The organism is Microbacterium kribbense (genome assembly GCF_039537285.1).
In the GTDB taxonomy this organism is placed as follows: domain Bacteria; phylum Actinomycetota; class Actinomycetes; order Actinomycetales; family Microbacteriaceae; genus Microbacterium; species Microbacterium kribbense.
On record NZ_BAABAF010000005.1, the window covers coordinates 182,980 to 206,162 of the forward strand.

The window sequence follows — 23,183 nt, forward strand, 5'->3', positions numbered from 1 at the left end:
GAAGCACCGATGAGACTCAAGCTGACCCTGCAGCGCCAGAACGGTGCCGACACCGACATCGTGGTGACCGCCGACGCGACCGCGACCGTGCAGGACGTCGCGCGCATGATCTGCGACACCGATCCGGCGCGGCTGGCCACGGCGTCGGCCGATGACGTCCTGACGCTGCGCGTCGCGCCCCCCACGTCGGGCGAGGCGACCATGCTCGATCCCGACCTGCTCATCGGCGACGCCCCGATCGGCTCGGGATTCGTGGCGAGCGTGGCGAGCCTGGGTGCCGGGTACACGCCGGAGCGCTCGGGCGCCGGCCCCGCCGTGGCCACCCTGCACGTGGTGGCCGGCCCGTTCGCCGGCCACCAGTTCGCGCTGCGGAAGGGCTCGTTCACGATCGGGCGCGCGGTGGGCAACGACATCGTCATCGACGACCCGCTCGTCTCCAAGCGGCACGCGCGCATCGAGGTCGGCGCGGGCGTCGAGGTCGTCGACCGCAACTCCGCGAACGGCATCGTCGTCGACGGCGGGCTCGTGCAGCGTCTGCGCGTCATCCCCGGCCAGCGCTTCGTGCTCGGCGACAGCGACGTCGTGGTGCAGATGCTGCCGGACTTCGCGCCGGTCGTGCACGATCCGGTGCTCGAGCGCGGCGGCACGCTCATGTTCAACCGCAGCCCGCGCGTCGAGCCGCGCTTCGCCGGTGCGGAGCTGGCCGAGCCGCGCATGCCCAAGGAGGCCACCACCCGGCTCTTCCCGTGGCCGATGCTCGTGGCCCCGCTGATCCTGGGCATCGCGATGTTCGTGCTGACCGACAATCCGCGCTCGCTGCTGGTCGTCGCGATGTCGCCGCTCATGCTGCTGGGCAACTTCGTGTCGCAGCGCACCCAGGTCGGTCAGCGGCTGCGCAAGGAAGGTGAGGTCTTCGAGCGCACCTTCGAGGAGCTGGAGGAGAAGCTGTACCGCGAGCGGCCGCGCGAACGCGAGGTGCGCAACGCCGAGGCGCCGCCGGTGGCGGTGGTGTTCGAACAGGCGATGGGGCTCGGCCCGATGCTGTGGACGCGCCGGCCCGAGCACTGGAACTTCCTCGCCGTGCGGCTGGGCAGCTGCACGGCACCCGCGCGCACGACGATCGCGCGCACGGATGCTCCGGAGTCGCTGCCGGAGTACGTCGACCGCGTCGACCGGCTGCAGGAGCGCTATCGGCTGATCGACGGCGTGCCGGTGCTCGAATCGCTGCAGAGCGTAGGCGTGATCGGGGTCGCAGGCGGCCAGCGCGAGGCGGCGGATGCCCTGCGTGGCCTGTGCGTGCAGCTGTTCGGCCTGCACTCGTCGAACGACCTCGTCACCGTCGCGCTGACCGAGCCTGGGTGGGCGAGCGAGCTCAGCTGGCTGAAGTGGCTGCCGCACACCACCAGCGAGCGCAGCCCGTTCCGCGACCTGCCGCTGTCGGACTCGGCATCTACCGGCACCGCCCTGCTGTCGGCTCTGGAGGAGCTCGTGATGCGCCGGTCGACGGCGCCGTCCTCGCCGCGCCCGCCCTATGGCGACGACTGGCATCCCATGCAGTTCGGCACGAACGTCAAGCGCGCCGCCGAAGAGGCGACGCACCCCGGCCAGACTGCCGTCCTGGTGATCGTCACCGCCGACGCGCCCGTCGACCGGGCACGGCTGACCCAGGTGCTCGAGCGCGGTGCCGACGTCGGCGTGTACGGACTGTTCGTCGCGCCCGTCGTCGAAGCGCTGCCGGCCGTGTGCCGCAGCTTCATAGACGTCGGCGCCGGGCTCGACAAGGCCCGGGTGGGCACCGTGCGCAACGGCGTCGAGTATACGGATGCTGCGATCGAGGGGGTCTCGAACGAGCTGATGACCGTCCTCGCCAAGCGCCTGGCGCCGGTCACCGACGCCAGCACTATCGTCGAGGACGCCTCCGACATCCCCAACTCGGTCATGTTCCTGTCGCTGGTGGGAACCGAGCTCGCGACCAACCCGTCATCTGCGGTGGACCGCTGGCGCGAGAACAATACGATCATCGACCGGTCCGGCGCGACCCTGCCGCGGCTGAAGAAGGCCGGAAACCTGCGTGCGATCGTCGGGCACGGCGCCACCGATGCGATGACCCTCGACCTGCGCACCCAGGGGCCGCACGCGCTGGTGGGCGGCACCACCGGCGCCGGCAAGAGCGAATTCCTGCAGGCCTGGGTGCTGGGCATGGCCGCCGCGCACAGCCCCGACCGGGTCACGTTCCTGTTCGTGGACTACAAGGGCGGGTCGGCGTTCGCCGACTGCGTCGAGCTGCCGCACTGCGTGGGATTGGTGACCGACCTGAGTCCGCATCTGGTGCGACGGGCGCTGACGAGCCTGCGAGCCGAGCTGCACTACCGAGAGCATCTGTTCAACCGCAAGAAGGCCAAGGACCTGCTCGACATGGAGAAGCGGCGCGACCCCGAGACGCCGCCGGCGCTGGTGCTCGTGATCGATGAGTTCGCCGCGCTCGCCGGCGAGGTGCCCGAGTTCGTCGACGGCGTCGTCGACATCGCCCAGCGCGGCCGCTCGCTCGGCATCCACCTGATCATGGCCACGCAGCGGCCCGCGGGCGTCATCAAGGACAACCTGCGCGCCAACACCAACCTGCGCGTCGCGCTGCGGATGGCGGACGAGTCGGATTCCAAGGACGTCGTCGACGACCCGATCGCGGGCACGTTCGACCCCGGCATCCCCGGCCGCGGCATCGCCAAGACCGGCCCGGGTCGGCTCGTGCCGTTCCAGTCCGCATACGCCGGCGGGTGGAGCACGGACGAGGTGGCCGAGGCGGACGTGCGCGTCGCCGAGCTGCGGTTCGGGTCGGTGCAGCCGTGGGAGCTCGAGCGTTCCGGCAACGACGACATCCACGACGCCGATCCCGGCCCCAATGACCAGAAGCGGATCGTGGCGGCCCTGATCGCGGCGGCCGCACAGGCCGGCGTGCCCGCCCCGCGTCGGCCGTGGCTGGACGATGTCGAGGCGACCGTCGACATCCGTGAGCTGGCGGCGGGGCAGGCCGGCTCCATTCTGCTCGGCAAGCGCGATGTGCCCGAGCGGCAGCTTCAGGAGCCGGTGTACTTCGAGCCGGATCGCGACGGCTCGCTGCTCGTGTACGGCACGAGCGGCTCCGGCAAGTCGACGGTGCTGCGCACGCTGGCCGTCTCGGCGGCGATGGGCCGGCGTGCGGAGCGGGTCGAGGTCTACGGACTTGACTTCGGCTCGGGGTCGCTGAAGAGCCTGGAGATGCTGCCGCACGTCGGCTCGATCATCCCGGGCGACGATGCGGAGCGGGTGCAGCGCGTGCTGCGCACCCTCGCCGCCGTGCTCGATGACCGCGGCAAGCGGTTCAGCGCCGCCAATGCCGCAAGCGTGACCGAGTACCGCGAACTGACCGGACGGGACGAGTCGCGCATCGTGCTGCTGCTGGACGGGCTCCCGCAGTTCCGCGGCGAGTGGGAGTCGACCAGTGCGAGGATGCCGTTCTACCAGGTGTTCATGCGGATCCTGGGCGAGGGGCGCCCGCTCGGCGTGCACGTGGTCGCCACCGCCGACCGGTCGGGATCGGTGCCCACCGCCGTCAGCGCGAACATCTCGCGCCGCGTCGTGCTGCGGCTGGCCGACGAGAACGCCTACTCGCTGCTGAACGCCCCGAAGGACGTGCTCGACGAGCGGTCGGTGCCGGGACGGGCGATCGTCGACGGCTTCGAGACGCAGATCGCGGTGCTCGGCGGCACCCCGAACGTCGCCGAGCAGACGAAACTGCTCGAGCAGCTTGCCGCCGAGCTACGTTCGCTGGGCGTTGCAGAGGCACCTGAGATCGGAGCACTGCCCACCCGGCTCGACCCGGCCGAGCTGCCCGCACGGGTCGGCGAGTTCCCGGTGCTGGGCATCGCCGAGGACACCCTCGTTGCGCGCGGCTTCGACCCGGTCGGTACGTTCGTGGTCGCCGGGCCCCCGCAGGCGGGCAAGACCACGGCGATGAAGTCGCTGATCACGGCGATGGTGCGCTTCGACCCCGAGGTCAAGCTCTTCCACCTGGGCGGCCGCCGCTCGCAGCTGAAGGAGTTCGCCCCCTGGGTGCGCAGCGCCACGACGCCCGACGACGCGAAGGAGCTCGTCACCGAGCTGACCGACCTCGTCGCCGACGAATCGCTCGGCATGCGACTCATGGTCGTGGTCGAGGACGTCCCGCAGTTCGCCGACTCACCGGCGGAGCGGCCCCTGAAGGCGCTGTTCCAGGCGATCAACCGCAGCGAGCAGTTCCTCATCGGCGACGCCGACGTCTCGCAGGTCACGAGCGGTTTCGGTCTGATCGGCGACTTCAAGGCGGGCCGGCGGGGCATCGTGCTCAAGCCGGACTCGTTCGACGGCGACGCGATCTTCAAGGTGCCGTTCCCGAAGGTCAAGCGGACCGAGTTTCCGGAGGGGCGCGGCCTGTTCGTGCAGGCCGGTCGCGCCGTGACCGTGCAGATGCCGCTGACCGAGGCATCCGAGGTCGCCGTGCCGGCGTCGAGGGCGTGAGGACGCCAGCGGGCACGGGGTGGGGATTTGTCCCCATCGACCGGACTACGCGGTGTTGTTAGGTTCGATTCATCGGCCCGGTGGGGGTCGGGCATTCTGAGTGAGGGAGTTGACGATGGCTGATTTCGGAGCATCGTATTCGGAGATGGAGCAGGTCGCGAACTCGCTGACCCAGGCTCGTGATGACATCCAGGGCCAGCTGGACACGCTGAAGAGCCAGGTGGACACGCTGCTGGGCGAGGACTTCAAGACGCAGCACGCGTCGGGCAAGTTCGGCGAGGGCTACGAGGAGCTCACGACCGGACTGAAGAACGCGGTCGACGGCATCGGCGACATGTCCGATGCCCTGACCGGCATGATGCACGCGATCCAGGACCTGGACCAGCAACTCGCCGGCAGCTGACCGACGACGATTCGGGGCGGGCCGTGCACGGCCCGCCCCGAACACGCGGCGACACGAGCACGAACAGACGGGGCTGACGATTCATGGGCGTGAAGATCTCCTACGACGACCTGGGGACCCTCTACACGAACCTGCTGGCGACGCGGATCGAATTCGACGACGCCTCGAAGCGCCGCAGTGAGCTGAGCGAAGACATCGGCACCCCCTACGGGCGCGACGAGCTCCGGCACAAGACCGACGACTTCGAGAAGCAGTGGGACGACCGCCGCTACAAGCTCAACGAGGGCCTGAAGGCCGTGACCGAGCACGCGAAGGGGATCCTCGAGGGATTCGGCGATTTCGACACGAAGACCGCGGCCAAGCTCGCGCAAGAGATGCAGAAGGTCGAGTAGACGCGTGGCCACGCACAATTCGCCCAAGGGGCGTCCCGTCGAGATGGTCGAGGGCAACGGCGAGGACGTCAGCGACCGCGGTCAGCAGATCATGAAACTCGGCGAAGCGATGTCCGAGGCGTCCGCGCTGCTGGACCGTCTCGTGGACTTCGGCGCCGACATGGAGGGCAACGCGGTCGACAAGCTCCGCGAGGCCGGGGGCAAGGTCAATCACGAACTGTCGAAGGCGTCGTCGCTGTACGTCGACGTCGGCCCGTACGTGAAGAATTACGGCGATGCACTGGCCGGCGTGATCTCCGCCCTGACGTCGATCGTGCCGGACGCCGAAGAGTACTGGAAGAAGTACCAGGCGCGGCTGGACGACCTCGAGCAGGCCCAGAACGCGCCCGTGGCCTCGGGCGAGGACGACCCGGACGGCACGGCGCAGCAGGATCACGATCGGAACGTCGACGACGCCGTGCTGGACAAGTCGAACGCGTACGACCTGTGGAAGTCCGCGGCCGATGACTTCGATGCCCAGTACGACAAGTGGGAGGATGCCTTCGACACCGCCGTGGCAGGCGTCAAGAACTCGACCTCGGACGCCATCCACGACAGCTGGAAGGACAATCTGGACGGGTTCGTCCGATTCGCGCTGAAGGTGCTGGCCGTGGCCGGACTCGTGCTGGCCGTCCTCGCGCTGGTCGTGGGCGGACCCATCGTGGCCCTGCTGGCGCTGGCGGTGGGCGCGCTGACCCTGATCGGGACGCTGTGGCAGTACTCGCGCGGCGACGCCTCCGGCTGGGATGTCGCTCTCGCCGTGGTGGGGGTGATCCCGTTCGGCGCATTCGGCGAGTTCGCCAGCGGGGGATTCGGCGCCGGGATGCGCGCCTGGGGCGGCCTGTCGCGCGGCGGCCTGTCGGTGGGCGACGACTTCGCCCGCTGGAGTCTCAGCCTGGGCTCGAAGAACCCCGCGCAATGGGTGAGCAACATGCGTGGGCTCGGCCCCGAGGCCGGCTATCTCGCGAACTCGTTCGACGACATCGCCACCACGGTCATCAGCGGCCAGGACCCGGGCATGTGGGAGGTCATCACGAAGCTGGGCACCGCCGGCGAGCAGGCCGTGTACGGCCTCGGCTCCGCCGGTGCCCACTATCAGAACATCCTGACCGGGTACTTCGGCGTGACCGGGGCGATCAGCATCGCCGGCGACCCGAAGCCGCTGCTCTGGCCGACGTGGTGAGACCCGCACCCTGTGGCAGGGTGGGACGGTGATCTCGATTCGTGAGGAGCTCGCCGGAGGCCGCGGCGGCGTCCCCGAGTTCCGACTGCTGCTGCCCGACGGGTGGACGATGAGCGACGTGTCCGAGCGCACCGAGCAGGAGCTGCTGGCCGCGGCACGCGCCCGGCTGCGCGCCGCACAGCGGCCCGACACCTACGCGATGCTCGCGGGGCATGTCACCGAGGCGATGCGGGCGGCACGGCAGCAGGGCGCGTTCGCGATGATCACGCCGGGTGCGCACACTCCGCAGTGGTCGCTCGTGCCCATCAGCATCCTGGCGTCGGTGCGCGAGGGCACGCCCGCCGTCTCGCTGGATCAGATGGTCGCCGATGCCGTCGAGAACCGCGGCGCGCGAGCGCTCGACGGCAGCCGGCACTTCCTGCGCTGGGCCCAGGCGCAGACCGTGGAGCTGTCCGGCGAGACCGCCGGCGCCTATGTCGTCGTCTACCTCACCCCGATGCCGGGAACGCGGCACCGGAAGGCTCTGCAGCTGACCGCCACACTCGCCCACCCCATCGACGTCGACCCGACGACCCAGCCCGAGATGCGCACCTGGCTCGACCTGCTGGACGCGCACCTGCTCACCTTCGCCTGGACGGGGAAGTGATGCAGGTCGCGTTCACCTACGACGAAGCCACCCTGATCGCGCTGCCGGGTCCGGCCGCGCCGCCGGCGCAGACCGACGCCTGGGCGCGCGCTGCCGCAGCGCGCCTGGCCGACCGGCATGCCGACGGGGCCGTCGACGTCGACGCGCTGATCGACGTGCTCGCGCATGCGCAGGCCCGCGCGGCCGCCGACCCCAGCACGAACCTGCTGGTGTTCGAACCCGTCACCCGCGCGTGGGCGCCGGCCCGGTTCACCCTCGTCGAACGAGAGCTGGATGCCGCCGAGCAGCGGCGCTTCCTTCAGCCGGCGGCGATCCTCCCGCCGCAGCGGCGCCTGTGCGCGACCGAGGGACTGGGCCTGGGCTGCTCGGTCACCGTGCTCGACGAGCAGGGCCGCGGCCGGGTCGCCTGGCTGTTCGTCGTGCCCGGCCTCACGTTCGTCGCGGCGCTGGATCCGCTCGCGGCCCCGGCCGTGCTGCCGGCGGCGGCGAGTGTGGAATCGACGCTCGCCACGATCCGCATCGACGACCGGCGCCGGGCGGCATCGGCCGCCTTCGACGCGCGCGCCTTCGTCTATCCCGAGCCGACCGAGGACCTGGCGTGGCGGGCATGACCGAGGGACCCGCCACCGAGTATGCGCGGACGGTGCCGACGTGGCATCCCGAGCAGTGGTGGGACGTGGAATCCAAGGCGCTCGGCAGCGCCCGCGATCTGCGGGTGGCGCTGGCCCACTTCGCACCCGCGTCGGCGTGGAAGGGACTGTCGCGCAACGTCCCCACGGCCCTCGGATGCCTGCTGACGATCGCCAACATCGCCAGTTTCACGCTGCCGGTGATCGCCGCGTTCCTGATGATCGGGTGGCTGGTGGGCACGCCCGCCGACGACCCGCTGCGACCGGTCGCCCCGGTCGGCATCGCCGGCATCCTCGCGGCGATCGCCGCCGTGATCGCCGGGATCGGGCTGATCGACGAGGCGCGCAGCCCGGACCGGGCATCGGCGGGGATCGGGCGGCTGCTGGGCGCCCTGCACCTGGTCCCGTCGGCCGCGGCCGCGCTGATCGCCGTCATCGCGATCGCGCAGCAGTCGGCCGGGGGCGTGCTGGGAATTCTCGGCCTCGTGCTCGACCTCGCAGTCGGTATCCTGCACTTCGTCGTGTACCGCGGGCCCGCGACCGACCAGACGCGTCGGTGGCACCGCAACCTCGCCCGACTCGAGTCGGCGCGCGATGCCGTGCCCGAGCCCGAACGGGCCCGCATCCTCGCCGACATCCGCGGCGCCGTCGACGCGCTGGTGGGACGCGACCTCGTCTCGGATGAAGACGGCCTGCGGGCCCTGGCGGCGCCGGTGGGGATGCTGGGGATGACGATGGCTCCGCGCGCCGACCTCACCCCCGGTGGCGGCCGGTCCGCGTGAGGCCGCGCCGCGCCGCAGGTGGACATTTGTCCCCATCGACGGGGTCGGACGGGCCTTGTTAGGTTCGTGTCATCGGTCCGGCGGAAGCCGGAGCGCTGAACGACAAGGCCCACGAATTCGAGTCGCGGTGGGACGACAAGCGCAGCGATCTGGCGCGTGAGGTCGGCAAGGTCCAGCAGCACGTGCAGGGCGTCGTCGACGGGATGAAGGACTGGGACCAGGACACGACGAAGCAGTTCGAGGTCGACGTGAGCGGGCAACACGCCCCGAGGCCCGTCTGAGGCGGGGGAGAGCGCAACGATGGGCTGACCGCCAGCATCCTGCGCCCCGAGCCCGGCCGCAGTCTCGACGACCTCGTGCGCGAGGCCGTGGCGCGCGATGGTGCGACCCCGCTGCTGGGTGACAAGCGCTTCCTTCGGGCTGAACGCGAGACGAGCCAGTCGCTCGACGGCGAATCGGGCCTGGTCACGACAGTCGTCTACCTCACGCCGATCCCCGGCAGCGGTCGCCGCCGGGCGCTGCAGCTGACCCTGGTGATCGTCCGTCCGCCGGATGCGCCGACGGACGACGAGCCCATGGTGCAGATGCGGATGCTGTTCGATCTGTGCGTCTCGACTCTGACCTGGGTGCCCGCCGGCTGACCCCGCCCGCGGTCAGGCGCTGTCGCGACCGTAGGCCTCCAGCCAGCGCAGCCACACCTCGCTGACGGTGGGGTAGGCCGGCACGGCGTGCCACAGCCGGTCGATCGGCACCTCCCCGACGATCGCGATCGTCGCCGACTGCAGCATCTCGCCCACGTCCGGGCCGACGAACGTCGCGCCGATCAGCACGCGGCGGTCCTCGTCGACGATCGCGCGGGCCTGCCCGCGATAGCGGTCGGAATGCGCGGACGCGCCGGCCACCCAGGCCAAGTCGTAGTCGAGGACCCGGATGCGCCGGCCCGCCGCCCGCGCCTCGGCCTCGGTCACCCCGACCGACGCCACCTCGGGATCGGTGAAAGTCACCTGTGGCACGTACCCGTGGTCGGCGGTCGCCACGTGCCGGCCCCACGGCCCGTCGGCCACGGCGTTGCCGGCGGCGCGCGCCGCGATCACGTCGCCGGCCGCGCGCGCCTGGTACTTGCCCTGGTGGGTCAGCAGCGCCCGATGGTTGACGTCGCCGACGGCATACAGCCAGTCGCTTCCGGCCACCAGCATGGTGTCGTCCACGCTCAGCCAGTCGGCGGGGGTGAGGCCGACGTGCTCCAGGCCGATGTCGCCGGTGCGCGGCACGCGCCCGGTCGCCACCAGCACCTGCTCGGCCACGATCCGGCCGCCGTCCGACAGGGTCAGCACGGCATTGCGGTCGGTGCGGTGGGCGCGGATCACCCCGACACCGGTGCGCACCGTCACACCCATGCCCTCCAGCGATTCGCGCACGGCGTCGCCGGCGAACGGCTCGTTGTGACCGAGCAGCCGCGAGTGCACCGCCATCGTGACCTTCGTGCCGAACCCGGCGTATGCCGTCGCCATCTCGCACGCCACGACGCCGCCGCCGATGATCGCCAGGCTGCGGGGGACCACGCGCGCCGAGGTGGCATCCCGACTCGTCCACGGATCGATTTCGCGCAGACCCGGGATGTCCGGAAGCATCGCGGCCGATCCCGTGCAGATCGCGACGGCGTGCCGGGCGGTGAGCTCGGTGACGGCCCCGTCTTGCCCGGTGACCGCGACGCGCTTGGCGCCGACCAGGGCGCCGTGCCCACGGGCCAGTTCGATGCCCGCGTCCTCGAGCCATCGCACCTGTCCGTCATCGTGCCAGTCGCTGGTGATCCAATTGCGCCGGCGCAGCACGCCGGCAACGTCCAGGTCGCCGGTCACGGCCTGCTTCGCGCCGTCCAGATTCTGCGCGGCGCGCACCGCCGCCGCGCTGCGCAGCAGCGCCTTCGAGGGCATGCACGCCCAGTAGGAGCAGTCGCCGCCGACCAGCTCGCTCTCGATGATGACGGTGGACATGCCTCCCGCGACGGCGCGCTCGGCGACGTTCTCGCCGACTGCGCCGGCCCCGATCACGATGAGGTCGTACTCCGCTTGCGCCATTCCCTCACGCTATCGTCGTGCGCGCGCCGTGTCAGCCGGCCGGTCGCGCCGCCCTGGCCGCGCCGCGACAGCGTGATGGCGGATTTCCGCTACCTCGGGCCCCCGGCGCGTGCCAGGCTAGAGGCATGGGCATCCAGGGCATGACGTTCGACCAGCGCTACCGCGCGATCGATGCGCGGGATGCCCGCTTCGACGGCCAGTTCATCATGGCCGTGCGCTCCACCGGCATCTACTGCCGGCCGAGCTGCCCGGCGCGCACCCCGAAGCCGGCCAATGTGACGTTCTATCCCACTGCCGCGGCGGCGCACGAGGCCGGCTACCGCGCGTGCAAGCGGTGCCTGCCCGATGCCGCACCCGGCTCGCCGCAGTGGAATCTGCGCACCGACGTCGCCGGCCGCGCGATGCGGCTCATCGAGGACGGCGTCGTCGAACGCGAGGGGGTGCCCGGGCTCGCGCAGCGCCTCGGCTACTCGCAGCGCCAGCTCGGCCGCATCCTCACGGCCGAACTGGGCGCGGGGCCGCTGGCCCTGTCGCGCGCGCACCGCGCGCACGTCGCGCGGATGCTGCTGGTGGGCACCGAGCTGTCGGCCGCCGATGTCGCATTCTCCGCCGGGTTCGCCAGCGTGCGGCAGTTCAACGACACCCTGCGCGACGTGTTCGGCACGACGCCGCTGCAGCTGCGCGCGCGCCGCCGGACGCTGCCGGGCACGGGCCAGAGCGGGCAGCTCCGCCTCGTGCTGGCGCACCGGGAGCCGATCGACCTGGCCGGCCTGTTCGGCTGGATGCAGGCGCGAGCCGTGCCGGGCATGGAAGACGCGGATGCCGACTCGTACGCCCGCACCCTCGCGCTGCCGCACGGCCCGGCCTGGATGCGCATCTCCGCCGACTCGGGCCGCATCCGGCTGGATGCGCGGCTGACGCACCTGTCCGATCTGCCCGCCCTCATCGCCCGCGCGCGGCGGCTGTTCGACCTCGACGCCGACCCGGTCGGCATCGACGACGCCCTCGCCGGGCAGCCCGAGCTCGCCGCGGCCGTGCGCGCCACGCCCGGCATCCGCGTGCCCGGTGCCGTCGACGCCGGCGAGATGCTGGTGCGGGCGATGATCGGTCAGCAGGTCACGGTCGCCGCCGCGCGCACGGCGCTGACCCGACTGGTCGAGGCGCTCGGCGAGCGGCTGCCGGACGGCGGCATCCTGTTCCCGACCATGACCGCGATCGCCGAGCACGGCCACGAGGTGCTGCGCGGACCGGGCGCCCGCATCCGTGCGATCACGGGTGCCGCGGCGGCGCTGGCCGCAGGCGATCTTCAGCTTGGCGCCGGCGACGATCCCCTCGCGCAGCGAGCGGCGCTGCTGGCGATGCCCGGCATCGGCCCGTGGACGGCCGACTACGTGCGGATGCGCATCACCGGCGACCCCGACGCGTTCCTGCCCGGCGACGTCGCCGCCCGTGCGGGAGCCGCCCGGCTGGGCCTGCCCGCCGAACCGAAACCGCTCACCGCGTGGGCGGCTCGCACCGCTCCGTGGCGCAGTTATCTGACCGCGCACCTCTGGCGCGCGCTCGTCGCCCCCGCGGCCTCCGGACCCACGGTATCCGCCCGCGCGATATCCAGCCCCACGAAGGAGACCCCATGACCGGCACCACCGCCAAAACAGGCACCGTGCAGACCATCGACACGCCCGACGGACCGTTCACGATCATCGTCGACGACCACCAGCGTGTGCTCGCCTCGGGATGGACCGCCGACGTCGACGCGGCGCTCGCGCGCATCCACCCCGATCTGCGACCCGACGAGGTCGCGGTGGGCCAGACGGACGCCGCAGACGCCGTCCGCGCCTATTACGCCGGGGATCTCGCCGCCGTCGGCCGCGTACCGGTCAGCCAGCACGGCACCGTGATGCAGGACGACGGGTGGCGCGCCCTGCGCGCGATCGCGCCGGGGCAGCCGCTGACCTACACCGAGTTCGCGGCGACGCTCGGCCACCCCACGGCGGTGCGCGCCGCCGCGTCGATCTGCGCGCGCAACGCGCCGGCGCTGTTCGTGCCGTGCCATCGGGTGCTGCGCGGTGACGGCTCCATGGGCGGATACGCCTGGGGGACCGACGTCAAGCGCAGCCTGCTCGCGCGCGAGCGCGCCGCCTGACGCGCGCGCCGCCCGACCCACGCCCCGACTGACGAGCGCGCCGAGCCGGATGCCGCCGCCCGGCCGTTCACAGACTTCGGAAGATGTGACCGACGTCGGACCCGTTCGGCCGGATGCCTCCGCACTTCGTGCGATCCTCCGAAGGCTGTGAACGGCCCGCCGCTGGTGCGGGATCGGCACCGGCCGCATGGGATCGGCACCGGCGGCGATGGTCCTAAGGTTGCAATCGGCCGCACACCGGGCATAGGCTGAAGGGCTGTCGCATCGGCGGCGGCCCGTCGATTCGAGGGGGAAGACATGTACCAGGATGTTGCCGTAAATCCGGTCGCCTTCCGCGCCGACCTCGACCGGCGCCGGGGATAGCCCCCGCGCCACCGCCTGACATCTGCGCCCTCGCCCGGGCGCCCCGCTCCGTCGCCGCTCGCGACACTTGTCTCCACGCCGCAAGGATCATGACTTCTTCGTCTGCCACCACGCCTCAACGCCTGTCCACTTTCCGCGCCCTGGCGCGCTTGTACCCCTTCGTAAAGCCCGCCATGCCCCGCATGATCGGCGGGCTGCTGACCGCGCTCGGCGGTGCCCTGATGACGCTGATCATCCCGCTCGTGCTGCAGGCCGCCGTCGACGGACCGATCGCCGACGGCGACATCGCGCTGATCGTGTGGGCGGCGGTGGGCGTGCTGGTCCTCGGCATCCTCGAGGCGCTGTTCGTCTTCCTGCGGCGCGCCTTCGTGCTGACCCCGGGCACGAAGATCGAGTACGAGATCCGGCAGGACTTCTACCAGCGCCTGCAGCGGCTGCCGGTTGCCTTCCACGACCGCTGGCAGTCCGGTCAGCTGCTGAGCCGCATGATGCAGGACATCAACATCGTGCGGCGCTGGCTGATCTTCGGCCTGATCCTGCTGGTGGTCAACATCCTGACCATCATCATCGGTGCCGTGCTGCTGTTCCGCTGGCACTGGGCGCTGGGCACCGCGTTCATCGTGATCTCCATCCCGCTGTGGTTCTTCGGCTACCGGTTCGAGCGCAACTACGGCCTGCTCGCGCGGCAGAGCCAGGACCAGGCGGGCGACCTGGCCACCGCCGTCGAAGAGAGCGTGCACGGCATCCGCGTGCTCAAGGCGTTCGGCCGCGGCAAGCACGCGCTGCTGAAGTTCACGCGGCAGGCCGACACGCTGCGCAGCACCGAGCTGCACAAGGCGCGCGAGGTCGGCGTGCTGTGGTTCTGGCTCGACATGATGCCGACGCTGGCCTTCGCCGGATGCCTGTTCCTGGGCATCTGGCTGGCCACGCTCGGCCAGCTGACCGTGGGCGAGCTGTTCGCGTTCTTCGCGATGGCCACGGCGCTGCGGTGGCCGCTGGAGTCACTCGGCTTCCTGTTCTCGTTCCTGGTGGACGCGCGCACCGCCAGCGACCGGATCTTCGAGGTGCTCGACGAAGAGAACGCGATCGTCGACCCCGCCGATCCGGTCACGCTCGGCGAGCCCCGCGGTGAGCTCGCGTTCCGCGGCGTGCACTTCCGGTATCAGGATGCGCGTGCAGACGAGCGCGATCTGCTCGACGGCGTCGACCTGGTGCTGCGCCCCGGTGAGACGATGGCGCTGGTCGGCCTGACCGGGTCGGGCAAGACCACCCTCACGACGCTGCCCACCCGGCTGTACGACGTCACCGCCGGCCGCGTCGAGCTGGACGGCGTCGACGTGCGCGACCTGAAGCTCGGCGAGCTGCGCCGCCACATCTCGATGGCGTTCGAGGATGCGACGCTGTTCTCGTCGTCGGTGCGGGAGAACGTGCTGCTGGGTCGCGCCGACCTCGACCTGCACAGCACACAGGCACAGGCGGTGCTCGACGAGGCGCTGCGGACCGCCCAGGCGCAGTTCGTCTACGAGCTGCCGGAGGGTGTGGACACCACCGTCGGCGAAGAGGGGCTGAGCCTGTCCGGCGGGCAGCGTCAGCGCCTCGCGCTGGCGCGCGCGGTCGCGGCGGCGCCGTCCGTGCTCGTGCTGGACGACCCGCTGTCGGCGCTGGATGTGGACACCGAGGCGCTCGTCGAGGCCGCCCTGCGCCGGGTGCTGGCCACCACGACGGCGCTGATCGTCGCGCACCGGCCCTCGACGGTCGCTTTGGCCGACCGGGTCGCGGTGCTGCAGGACGGCCGCATCACGGCCGTCGGCACGCACGCCGAGCTGCTGCATTCCAGTGAGCACTACCGCTACGTGATCTCGAGCCTTCAGGCCGACGATCTGCGCCAGCGAGAGATGGAGGTGAACCTGTGAGCACGGTGCAGGGAACCCGCGGCGAAGACCGCAACGACTACTCGAAGGCCGAGAGTCGCGCCATCCGGCGCCGCTCGGTGCGCCTGCTCGGAGTGCTCGTGAAGCCGATGACCCCCCTGGTGGCCCTGGGCGGGGTCGTGGTCGTGGTCTCGACGCTGCTGCGCGTGATCGGTCCGACCCTGATCGCGTACGGCATCAACACCGCGCTGCCGCGCGCACTGGAGGTCGCCGACTGGATGCCGGCGATCATGATCTCGGCCGCCTACGTGCTCACCGGCGGCATCGGCGCCCTGCTGATGGGCTGGTTCGTGGTGCTGTCGGCGAAGATCACCCAGGCGATCCTGCTCGATCTGCGCACCCGCATCTTCCAGCACACGCAGCGCCTGAGCCTGGAGTTCCACGAGACGTACACGTCCGGACGGATCATCTCGCGCCAGACCAGCGACCTCGAGTCGATCCGGGAACTGCTCGACGGCGGCCTGAACCAGCTGGTCTCAGGTGCGCTGTACGGCGTGTTCACGCTGATGATGCTGTTCCTGCTGGACTGGCGCAGCGGGCTGGTGCTGGTGGCGATGGGCATCCCGCTGGCCTTCCTGATGCGCTGGTTCTATCTGCAGTCGCAGAAGGGCTATCGCGAATCCCGAGTGGTCAGCGCGAAGCTGATCGTGCAGTTCGTCGAGACGATGACCGGCATCCGGGCGGTCAAGGCGTTCCGCAAGGAGCAGCGCAACGACGGCGAGTTCGGCCAGGTCTCGGCCGATTACCGCAACGTCAACCTGCGGCTGGTCAAGCTCTACGGCGTCTTCGACCCGGCGCTGATCCTGCTCGCGAACGTCACGATGGCCGTCGTGCTGCTGTGGGGCGCGTTCCGGGTGGTCGACGGCTCGCTGCTGATCGGCTCGCTGCTGGCCGCGGTGCTGTACATCCGCAACTTCTTCAGCCCGCTGGAGGAGGTGGCGATGTTCCTGAACTCGTACCAGTCGGCCACCGCGGCGCTGGAGAAGGTGTCGGGCGTGCTCGAGGAGGCGCCCTCGGTGCCGGACCCGGACAAGCCGGTGGACCTGTGGGAGGCGCGCGGCAACGTGCACTTCGACGACGTCGAGTTCTCCTATGGCTCAGGCGCCGTCGTGCTGCCGGGCTTCAGCCTCGACATCCCGGCCGGGCAGACCGTCGCGCTGGTGGGCACCACCGGTGCCGGCAAGTCGACGCTGGCCAAGCTGATCTCGCGCTTCTACGACCCCAGCCGCGGCAGCGTGCAACTGGACGGCGTGGATCTGCGCGCGCTGCACCCCAAGGACCTGCGGCGCGCGATCGTCATGGTCACGCAGGAGGCATACCTGTTCAGTGGCACCGTCGCCGACAACATCGCCCTGGGCAAGCCGGATGCGACGATGGAGCAGATCCACGCCGCCGCCGAGGCGGTGGGAGCGGATGCCTTCATCCAGGCGCTTCCGGACGGCTACGACACCGACGTCAACAAGCGCGGCGGCCGGGTCTCGGCGGGGCAGCGCCAGCTGATCTCGTTCGCCCGCGCGTTCCTGGCCGACCCGGCGGTGCTGATCCTGGACGAGGCGACGGCGTCGCTGGACATGCCCAGCGAGCGGCAGGTGCAGCAGGCGCTGCAGACGCTGCTGGCCGACCGCACCGCGATCATCATCGCCCACCGGCTGTCGACGGTCTCGATCGCCGACCGGGTGCTCGTGATGGAGCACGGCCGGATGATCGAGGACGACACCCCCGAGGCACTGATCAGCGGCACCGGCAAGTTCGCGCAGCTGCATGCCGCCTGGCGCGAGTCGCTGGTCTGAGCCGGGCGGCCGCGCGGCCGCCATGCAGCGACGACGGGGCCTCGGTCGGGGAGGGGATCCGAGCCCCCACCGTCAGCTCGTCCGGATCAGAGTGAGATCTCGGCGATGACCTCGCCGTACTCCGTCTCACCGACCGGCCGGAAGCCGACCCGCTCGAAGAACGCCGCGGGGCCGGCGCTGCCGGCCTCGTAGATCACGTCGACCCGGTCCATGCCGCGCTCGCGGGCTTCGGCCAGCAGGCCCTGCACGGCGAACGTTCCGACACCGCGACCCTGCTCGTCGGCATCCACGTTGATGCGCCACAGCACGGAGCGGAAGTGCTCCTGCGGAAAATCCAAGTCGAAATTGGCGCTGATGAAGCCGACCACTTCATCGCCGTCCACGACCACGCGCTGCCAAGAGGTCTGCGGGTTGACCACGGTCGCGGCGATCCCGTAGCTGACCGGAGACAGGAACTCCTCTTGGCCGGGCTTCAGCGAGAATTTGTTGACCGCCACGATCGTCGACGCCGACAGTTCCACCAAGCTGAGCTCACCCATACCGCCAGGCTATCCGCATTTGCGCCCTGCAGACACGTCGGCAGGTGCCGGGGACGGTCCGAAGACGCCGCCGATGCGCCGTCGATTCCGCGAAGATATCTCGACGTCAAGATACTTTGGCGCGCACGATAAGCTGGAGTCACCCCATTCTCAAGCCACACAGACGAAGAGGCGCGCGGTGACCGAGTCCACCATCATCTACACCTACACAGACGAGGCGCCGGCGCTCGCCACGGCATCCTTCCTGCCGATCATCCAGGCGGTCACCGGTCAGGCGGGTGTGCACATCGAGACGCGCGACATCTCGCTGGCCGGCCGCATCCTCGCCGCCTTCCCGCAGCAGCTGACGCCCGCCCAGCAGGTGGGTGACGCGCTGGCCGAACTCGGCGGACTGACCACGCTGCCCGAGGCGAACATCATCAAGCTGCCGAACATCTCGGCCTCGATGCCGCAGCTGAAGGCGGCCATCGCCGAACTGCAGGGCAAGGGCTACGACATCCCGGACTACCCCGACGAGGCCGCCTCGGTCGAGGCCAAGGACGTGCGCGCCCGATACGACCGCATCAAGGGATCGGCCGTGAACCCGGTGCTGCGCCAGGGCAACAGCGACCGGCGCGCGCCGCTGTCGGTGAAGAACTACGCGCGCAAGCATCCGCACCTGAACAAGCCGTTCGCGCCGGGCTCGAAGACCCGGGTCGCGACGATGGCCGCCGACGACTTCGCGCACAACGAGAAGTCGATCGTCGTGCCCCACGACGATGTGCTGACGATCCAGCACGTGGCCGCCGACGGCACGGTCACGACGCTGAAGTCGGGCCTGAAGGTGGTCACCGGTGAGATCGTGGATGCCACATTCCTGTCGGCTGCGGCCCTGGACGCGTTCCTCGCCGAGACGCTGCGGGCGGCCGAGACCGACGATGTGCTGTACTCGGTGCACCTGAAGGCGACGATGATGAAGGTCAGCGACCCGATCATCTTCGGCCACGTCGTGAAGGCGTACTTCGCCGACGTCTTCGACACGCACGGCGCGGCGCTGGCCGCGGCCGGGCTGAGCCCGAACAACGGCCTGGGCGGCATCCTCTCCGGGCTGTCCGCCGTCGCCGGCGGAGACGAGATCGCCGCGCAGATCACCGCCGACCTCGCCCGCGGCCCGCGGCTGTCGTACGTGAACAGCGACAAGGGCATCACGAACCTGCACGTGCCCTCCGACGTGATCGTGGATGCCTCGATGCCGGCGCTGGTGCGCAACGGCGGCAAGCTGTGGGGTGCCGACGGCGGCGAGGCCGACACCCTGGCGGTCATTCCAGACTCGTCGTACGCCGGGGTCTACCAGGCCGTCATCGACGACGTGATCGCCAACGGGCCGCTGAACCCGGCCACGATCGGCACGGTGCCCAACGTCGGCCTGATGGCCCAGGCCGCCGAGGAGTACGGCAGCCACGACAAGACGTTCGAGATCGCCGCCGACGGCCGCGTGCAGGTCGTCGACAGCGAGGGCGAGGTGCTCATCGAGCACACCGTCGCCGCCGGCGACATCTGGCGGGGAACCCAGACCAAGGACATCCCGGTCCGCGACTGGGTGAAGCTGGCCGTGACCCGCGCCCGTGCCACCGGCGACCCGGCGGTGTTCTGGCTCGATGCCAACCGTGCGCATGACGCACAGCTGATCGCGAAGGTCGCCACCTACCTCGGCAAGCTCGACACGGCCGGCGTCACCACGACGATCCTGCCGCCGGCCGAGGCGACCCGCTACTCGCTGGCGCGGATGCGACAGGGCCTGGACACCATCTCGGTCAGCGGCAACGTGCTGCGCGACTACCTCACCGACCTGTTCCCGATCATCGAGGTCGGCACCAGCGCCAAGATGCTCTCGATCGTGCCGCTGCTGGCCGGCGGCGGGCTGTTCGAGACCGGCGCCGGCGGGTCGGCCCCGAAGCACGTGCAGCAGCTGCTGGCCGAGGACTACCTGCGCTGGGACTCGCTGGGGGAGTTCTTCGCCCTGGCGGCGTCGCTCGAGCACTACGCGGACTTCACCGGCAATGCCGAGGCGCAGGTGCTGGCCGACACGCTGGATGCCGCGACCGGCGCGTTCCTCGAGAACGACCGGTCGCCGGGACGCAAGCTCGGCACCATCGACAACCGCGGCAGCCACTTCTACCTGACGCTGTACTGGGCGCAGGAGCTGGCGAAGCAGACCGCGGACGCCGAGCTTGCCGCGATCTTCGCGCCGATCGCGCAGACGCTGTCCGACAACGAGCAGAAGATCGTGGACGAGCTGCTGGCCGTGCAGGGCTCGAAGGTCGACATCGGCGGCTACTACCGTCCGGACGCTGACCTGGTCGCGAAGGCGATGCGCCCGTCGCAGACCCTGAACGCGATCATCGACGGCCTGCGCTGAGCGGGTCCGGCCTGCGGGTCGGCTTGCGCCGGTCGGGGTCGGCCTGCGGGGTCGGGGTCGGCCTGCGGGGTCGGCCTGCGCGGATTAGGGTCGGCCTGCGCTGAATAGGGTCGGCCTGCGCTGAATAGGGTCGGCCTGCGGGGCGAGCAGGCTGCGGGTGGGGGGTACCGCCCGCGAGGGTGGTTCGAGAATGCGCAAACTGCGCCGCGGTGCCCGTTGACGCGCGGTTTGGGCGTTCTCGGCGGGGTCTCGACGCTGGCTGCGCGGCCCTGGCGCCGCGAGGTCGTGGCACCGCCCGACGGTGACATCCGCCCGACGGTGACATCCTCCCGACGGTGACATCCTCCCGACGGTGACACCTGCCGGGCTGACGGCTGGGGAGCGGTCGAGAATGCGCGAACTGCGCCGCGGTGCCCGTCGATGCGCCGTTTGCGCCTTCTCGGCGGGGTCTCGAGGCTGGCGGCGCGCCCGTGACGCGCGACCGCTCAGTTCTGGACGGTGACCTCGAGGCCGGTGGGCGCCCAGTCGTACACGAACTTGGCGATGTCGATCGGCATGTTCACACAGCCATGGCTCATCACGTGCCCGAAGTTGTGGTGCCAGTAGGTGCCGTGGAACCCGACGTCCGGCGCGAAGTAGGTCACCCAGGGCACGTTCTTGGTGCAGTACTCGGCGCCGTCGAAGCATCCCATGTCCTGCTTCACGACGTGCGCGAACACCCGGAAGTAACCGGTCGGGGTGGCGTGGCCGGCCGTACCGGAGGAGATCAAGTAGCTGCGCAGCAGCGCGCCGTTCTGATACAGGTAGGTCATCTGCCGGCTGAGGTCGACGACGATATGCCGCGAGACCTTCGTCGTGGACGCCTTGGTCACGGTCACCGGAAGCCGGTACACACCGTCGCCGCCGGCGAGCTGGCCGGCGAACGCCGCGGCGATGCCGCTGGTGTCACCGAGCGTGCGTCCGTCGAGGGCCGGCCGGTCCACGCGCAGCACTGTGCCCTGGCGGTCGGTGATCTCGGTGCCGTTCTGCGGCGGACGGTTCACTGACTTCTCCAGCGTGCCGACGACGTTCGCGATCGCGGCCTGGTCGGCCGTGATGGTGAAGCCGTCGTCCGCGGCGGTGACGGTGAGCCAGGATGCCGCGACCTTGCGATCCACCGGGACAGTGCGCTCGTCACCGACGTAGAAGCCGATCTTGTCGAGCATCGTGTTCAGGGCAGCGGCGGTCTTCTTCGCGGTGTCGGTCGAGATCGCCGGTGCCACCGGCGCCTGGGTGGCCGCCACCGGCACGGTGCCCTCGCCCTTCGCGAACGCGTCCTGCAGGGCGGTCGCGAGGACGTCCAGATCAGCGCCGGTGCCGCCTGCGGCCGGTGTGCTCGCGTAGGAGGCGGTCTTCGCGTCGAAGGTCACCGTGGCATCCACCGGCGCTTCGAACAGCGCCGGGGCGGCGGCGCGCAGCGCGGCCGTGGCGGTGTCGGCATCCAGCGTCACCGGCGCGTGGTCGGCCCCGGAGAACCAGCCGCCGAGATTCCACATCGGGTGGTCGGCGAATGCGGCCTTCGCGAGCGCTTGCGCGTCGACCTTCGCGCCGAGCTGGGCGCCGGTCAGGGTCGCGTGCACTCCGTGGCCGGTCAGTTCGACGGTGGTCTCATTCAGCCGGGACTGGATGGCGGCGGCGGCGGCGCCGGCGGTCATGCCGCCCACCTGCACCCCGGCCACGGCGGTGCCCGGGGCGATCAGCACGAGAGAGGCGGCGATCACGCCGACCAGCGCGACCGCGAGCGGTGTGCCGATCCACAGACCCAGGTGCCGCTTGCGGCGCACGAGCGCCCCAGGCGCCCACTCGAGTGCGCGGCCGTCAGACGATGCGTGCGCGCTCGAACCCCCCGGTGTGTCCGCCACACCATCACCCCCGATTGTCTTCCCCTCGGCTCTATGGTATTCGACGAGCATGCGCGGGGAAGATCTGCCGGCGCCGATCGGCGCGATTTCGGGCCCTCGGTGGATAACGTTCTGATAAAGACCGGGTGCGGATGTCGGTCACGGCTTGTGCCGGGTGTGTTCGTAAGGTGTACTAACAAATATGTCTGCCCCGGAAGCACGGCGCAGCCTTGCCACCGCCGAGTCGCTGCTGCCTGCCCCGTCGTCACCGTCGACGACCGTGCCCGGGTTGCGGCGCCATGCGCGGCAGACGGCCAAGGTGCTGCCCGGGCACGCCCGGACGCACAACCGCGCACTGGTGCTGCAGACGCTCTTCCATGACGGGGCGATGAGCCGGGCCGACCTGTCGCGCCGCACGGCTCTGACGCGGGTGACCGTCTCCGACCTCGTCGCCGAGCTGATCGGCGACGGCTTCGTCGCCGAGAAAGGCGTGCGCGCGGGAGTCCGGCCCGGCAAGCCCGCGATGCTCGTGGACCTCGACCGGACCGGGCATCGCATCGTGGCGATCGACCTGTCGGGTCCGACCGCGTTCACCGGCGGCATCCTGACCCTGGACGGCGCCGTCGTGGTGCGCCGCGACGTTCGACACCCGGGAGCCGGCGGAGACGTCGTGCGGTGCGTCGTCGACCTCGCCCGGGAACTGGCCGCCGAGGCGGGTGAGCGGGTGCTCGGCGTCGGGGTCGGCTCGCCCGGCATCGTCGACGACGCCGGCGTGGTGCTGACCGCGCCGAATCTGGGACTGGTCAGCTGCGACCTCGCGGGCGCGCTGCGCGCTGCGCTCGCGCTGCCGGTCACCGTCGCCGGCGATGCCAGTGCCGCGGTGTTCGCCGAATACGCTTTCGGCGGCGCCGGTGACGATGTGATGGTCGTCAAGATCGGTCGGGGCGTCGGCTCGGGCCTGCTGTCCGGCGGCCTGCCGATGCTCGGCAGGCGCTTCGCCGCAGGCGAGATCGGGCACGTCACCGTCGGCACCGACGGCGGCCCGCTGTGCTCGTGCGGCAAGACCGGATGCCTCGAAGCATGGATCTCAGTGCCCGCACTGACCGCGCGGCTGGCCGACGCCGTCGGCGACGAAGCCCGCGCGGGTGTGCTGCGCGACGCCGGCGAGCGCCTGGGCATCTGCCTCGCGCCCATCGTCGGGGCACTCGACCTGTCGGAGGTCATCCTCGCCGGCCCCGCCGACCTGCTCGGCGGGGCGTTCGCCACGACCGCCGCGGCGACCCTCCGGACCCGCACCCTCGCGGGGGTGCACGAGGGCATTCGTGTGCGGATGACCGAGCAGGGCCGGGACATCGTCCTGCGCGGAGCGGCCGTCATGGTCCTGTCCGAACAACTGGGCGTGTCCTAGGCCAGGGCACGACCCGAAGACCGGCCGGCCGTTCGGCTGCTGAGAG

The 23,183-nt window shown here is 70.8% G+C and carries 17 protein-coding genes; 14 read left to right on the forward strand and 3 right to left on the reverse strand.

Features of this window, described 5'->3' with window-relative positions; all coding sequences use genetic code 11:
- Positions 1-9: 9 nt before the first annotated feature.
- The 8 genes from ABD705_RS07955 to ABD705_RS07990 all read left to right on the forward strand — a co-directional run bounded on the left by ABD705_RS07955 (position 10) and on the right by ABD705_RS07990 (position 9,248).
- Entirely contained in the window at positions 10-4,533 is a 4,524-nt protein-coding gene (locus tag ABD705_RS07955; RefSeq protein ID WP_344782316.1) for a type VII secretion EssC family protein, read from the forward strand.
- A gap of 115 nt (positions 4,534-4,648) precedes the next feature.
- Complete coding sequence (locus ABD705_RS07960; RefSeq protein WP_344782318.1) at positions 4,649-4,936, forward strand: WXG100 family type VII secretion target; 288 nt, start codon at positions 4,649-4,651, stop codon at positions 4,934-4,936.
- Between the two features lie 83 nt (positions 4,937-5,019).
- Positions 5,020-5,328: a hypothetical protein gene (locus tag ABD705_RS07965; RefSeq protein WP_344782320.1), complete on the forward strand. Its 309-nt coding sequence runs from the start codon at positions 5,020-5,022 to the stop codon at positions 5,326-5,328.
- A 4-nt stretch (positions 5,329-5,332) separates the two neighbouring features.
- Complete coding sequence (locus ABD705_RS07970) at positions 5,333-6,550, forward strand: hypothetical protein (protein WP_344782322.1); 1,218 nt, start codon at positions 5,333-5,335, stop codon at positions 6,548-6,550.
- A 28-nt stretch (positions 6,551-6,578) separates the two neighbouring features.
- Entirely contained in the window at positions 6,579-7,196 is a 618-nt protein-coding gene (locus ABD705_RS07975) for a hypothetical protein (RefSeq protein ID WP_344782324.1), read from the forward strand.
- Positions 7,196-7,807 (forward strand): hypothetical protein, encoded by a 612-nt coding sequence (locus tag ABD705_RS07980; protein WP_344782326.1) that lies wholly within the window; start codon positions 7,196-7,198, stop codon positions 7,805-7,807. Before ABD705_RS07975 ends, ABD705_RS07980 begins: the two co-directional genes overlap by 1 nt.
- On the forward strand, positions 7,804-8,607 hold the full coding sequence (locus tag ABD705_RS07985) for a hypothetical protein (RefSeq protein ID WP_344782328.1): 804 nt from the start codon (positions 7,804-7,806) through the stop codon (positions 8,605-8,607). The genes ABD705_RS07980 and ABD705_RS07985 overlap by 4 nt, the downstream gene beginning before the upstream one ends.
- 356 nt (positions 8,608-8,963) lie before the next feature.
- Entirely contained in the window at positions 8,964-9,248 is a 285-nt protein-coding gene (locus ABD705_RS07990; protein ID WP_344782330.1) for a hypothetical protein, read from the forward strand.
- Between the two features lie 12 nt (positions 9,249-9,260).
- Here the strand turns inward: ABD705_RS07990 and ABD705_RS07995 are convergent, their stop codons facing one another.
- Complete coding sequence (locus ABD705_RS07995; protein ID WP_344782332.1) at positions 9,261-10,685, reverse strand: dihydrolipoyl dehydrogenase family protein; 1,425 nt, start codon at positions 10,683-10,685, stop codon at positions 9,261-9,263.
- A gap of 125 nt (positions 10,686-10,810) precedes the next feature.
- Here ABD705_RS07995 and ABD705_RS08000 point away from each other — a divergent pair, with 125 nt between their 5' ends.
- The 4 genes from ABD705_RS08000 (at position 10,811) to ABD705_RS08015 (ending at position 16,912) form a co-directional block, all read left to right on the forward strand.
- Entirely contained in the window at positions 10,811-12,319 is a 1,509-nt protein-coding gene (locus ABD705_RS08000; protein WP_344782334.1) for a DNA-3-methyladenine glycosylase 2 family protein, read from the forward strand.
- On the forward strand, positions 12,316-12,828 hold the full coding sequence (locus ABD705_RS08005) for a methylated-DNA--[protein]-cysteine S-methyltransferase (protein ID WP_344782337.1): 513 nt from the start codon (positions 12,316-12,318) through the stop codon (positions 12,826-12,828). Before ABD705_RS08000 ends, ABD705_RS08005 begins: the two co-directional genes overlap by 4 nt.
- Positions 12,829-13,280: 452 nt before the next feature.
- The gene (locus ABD705_RS08010) at positions 13,281-15,104 is read left to right on the forward strand and encodes an ABC transporter ATP-binding protein (protein ID WP_344782339.1); all 1,824 of its coding nucleotides are present in this window, start codon (positions 13,281-13,283) and stop codon (positions 15,102-15,104) included.
- Complete coding sequence (locus ABD705_RS08015; RefSeq protein ID WP_344782341.1) at positions 15,101-16,912, forward strand: ABC transporter ATP-binding protein; 1,812 nt, start codon at positions 15,101-15,103, stop codon at positions 16,910-16,912. The genes ABD705_RS08010 and ABD705_RS08015 overlap by 4 nt, the downstream gene beginning before the upstream one ends.
- A gap of 86 nt (positions 16,913-16,998) precedes the next feature.
- Here the strand turns inward: ABD705_RS08015 and ABD705_RS08020 are convergent, their stop codons facing one another.
- On the reverse strand, positions 16,999-17,451 hold the full coding sequence (locus ABD705_RS08020) for a GNAT family N-acetyltransferase (RefSeq protein WP_344782343.1): 453 nt from the start codon (positions 17,449-17,451) through the stop codon (positions 16,999-17,001).
- Positions 17,452-17,629: 178 nt separating this feature from the next.
- Between ABD705_RS08020 and ABD705_RS08025 the strand changes: the two genes are divergently transcribed.
- The gene (locus tag ABD705_RS08025; protein WP_344782345.1) at positions 17,630-19,849 is read left to right on the forward strand and encodes an NADP-dependent isocitrate dehydrogenase; all 2,220 of its coding nucleotides are present in this window, start codon (positions 17,630-17,632) and stop codon (positions 19,847-19,849) included.
- A gap of 485 nt (positions 19,850-20,334) precedes the next feature.
- On the opposite strand, the gene ABD705_RS08030 is transcribed toward ABD705_RS08025, so the two are convergent.
- Complete coding sequence (locus ABD705_RS08030; RefSeq protein ID WP_344782347.1) at positions 20,335-21,750, reverse strand: L,D-transpeptidase; 1,416 nt, start codon at positions 21,748-21,750, stop codon at positions 20,335-20,337.
- A 181-nt stretch (positions 21,751-21,931) separates the two neighbouring features.
- On the opposite strand from ABD705_RS08030, the gene ABD705_RS08035 reads away from it, so the two are divergent.
- Complete coding sequence (locus ABD705_RS08035; protein WP_344782349.1) at positions 21,932-23,137, forward strand: ROK family transcriptional regulator; 1,206 nt, start codon at positions 21,932-21,934, stop codon at positions 23,135-23,137.
- Positions 23,138-23,183 lie beyond the last annotated feature (46 nt).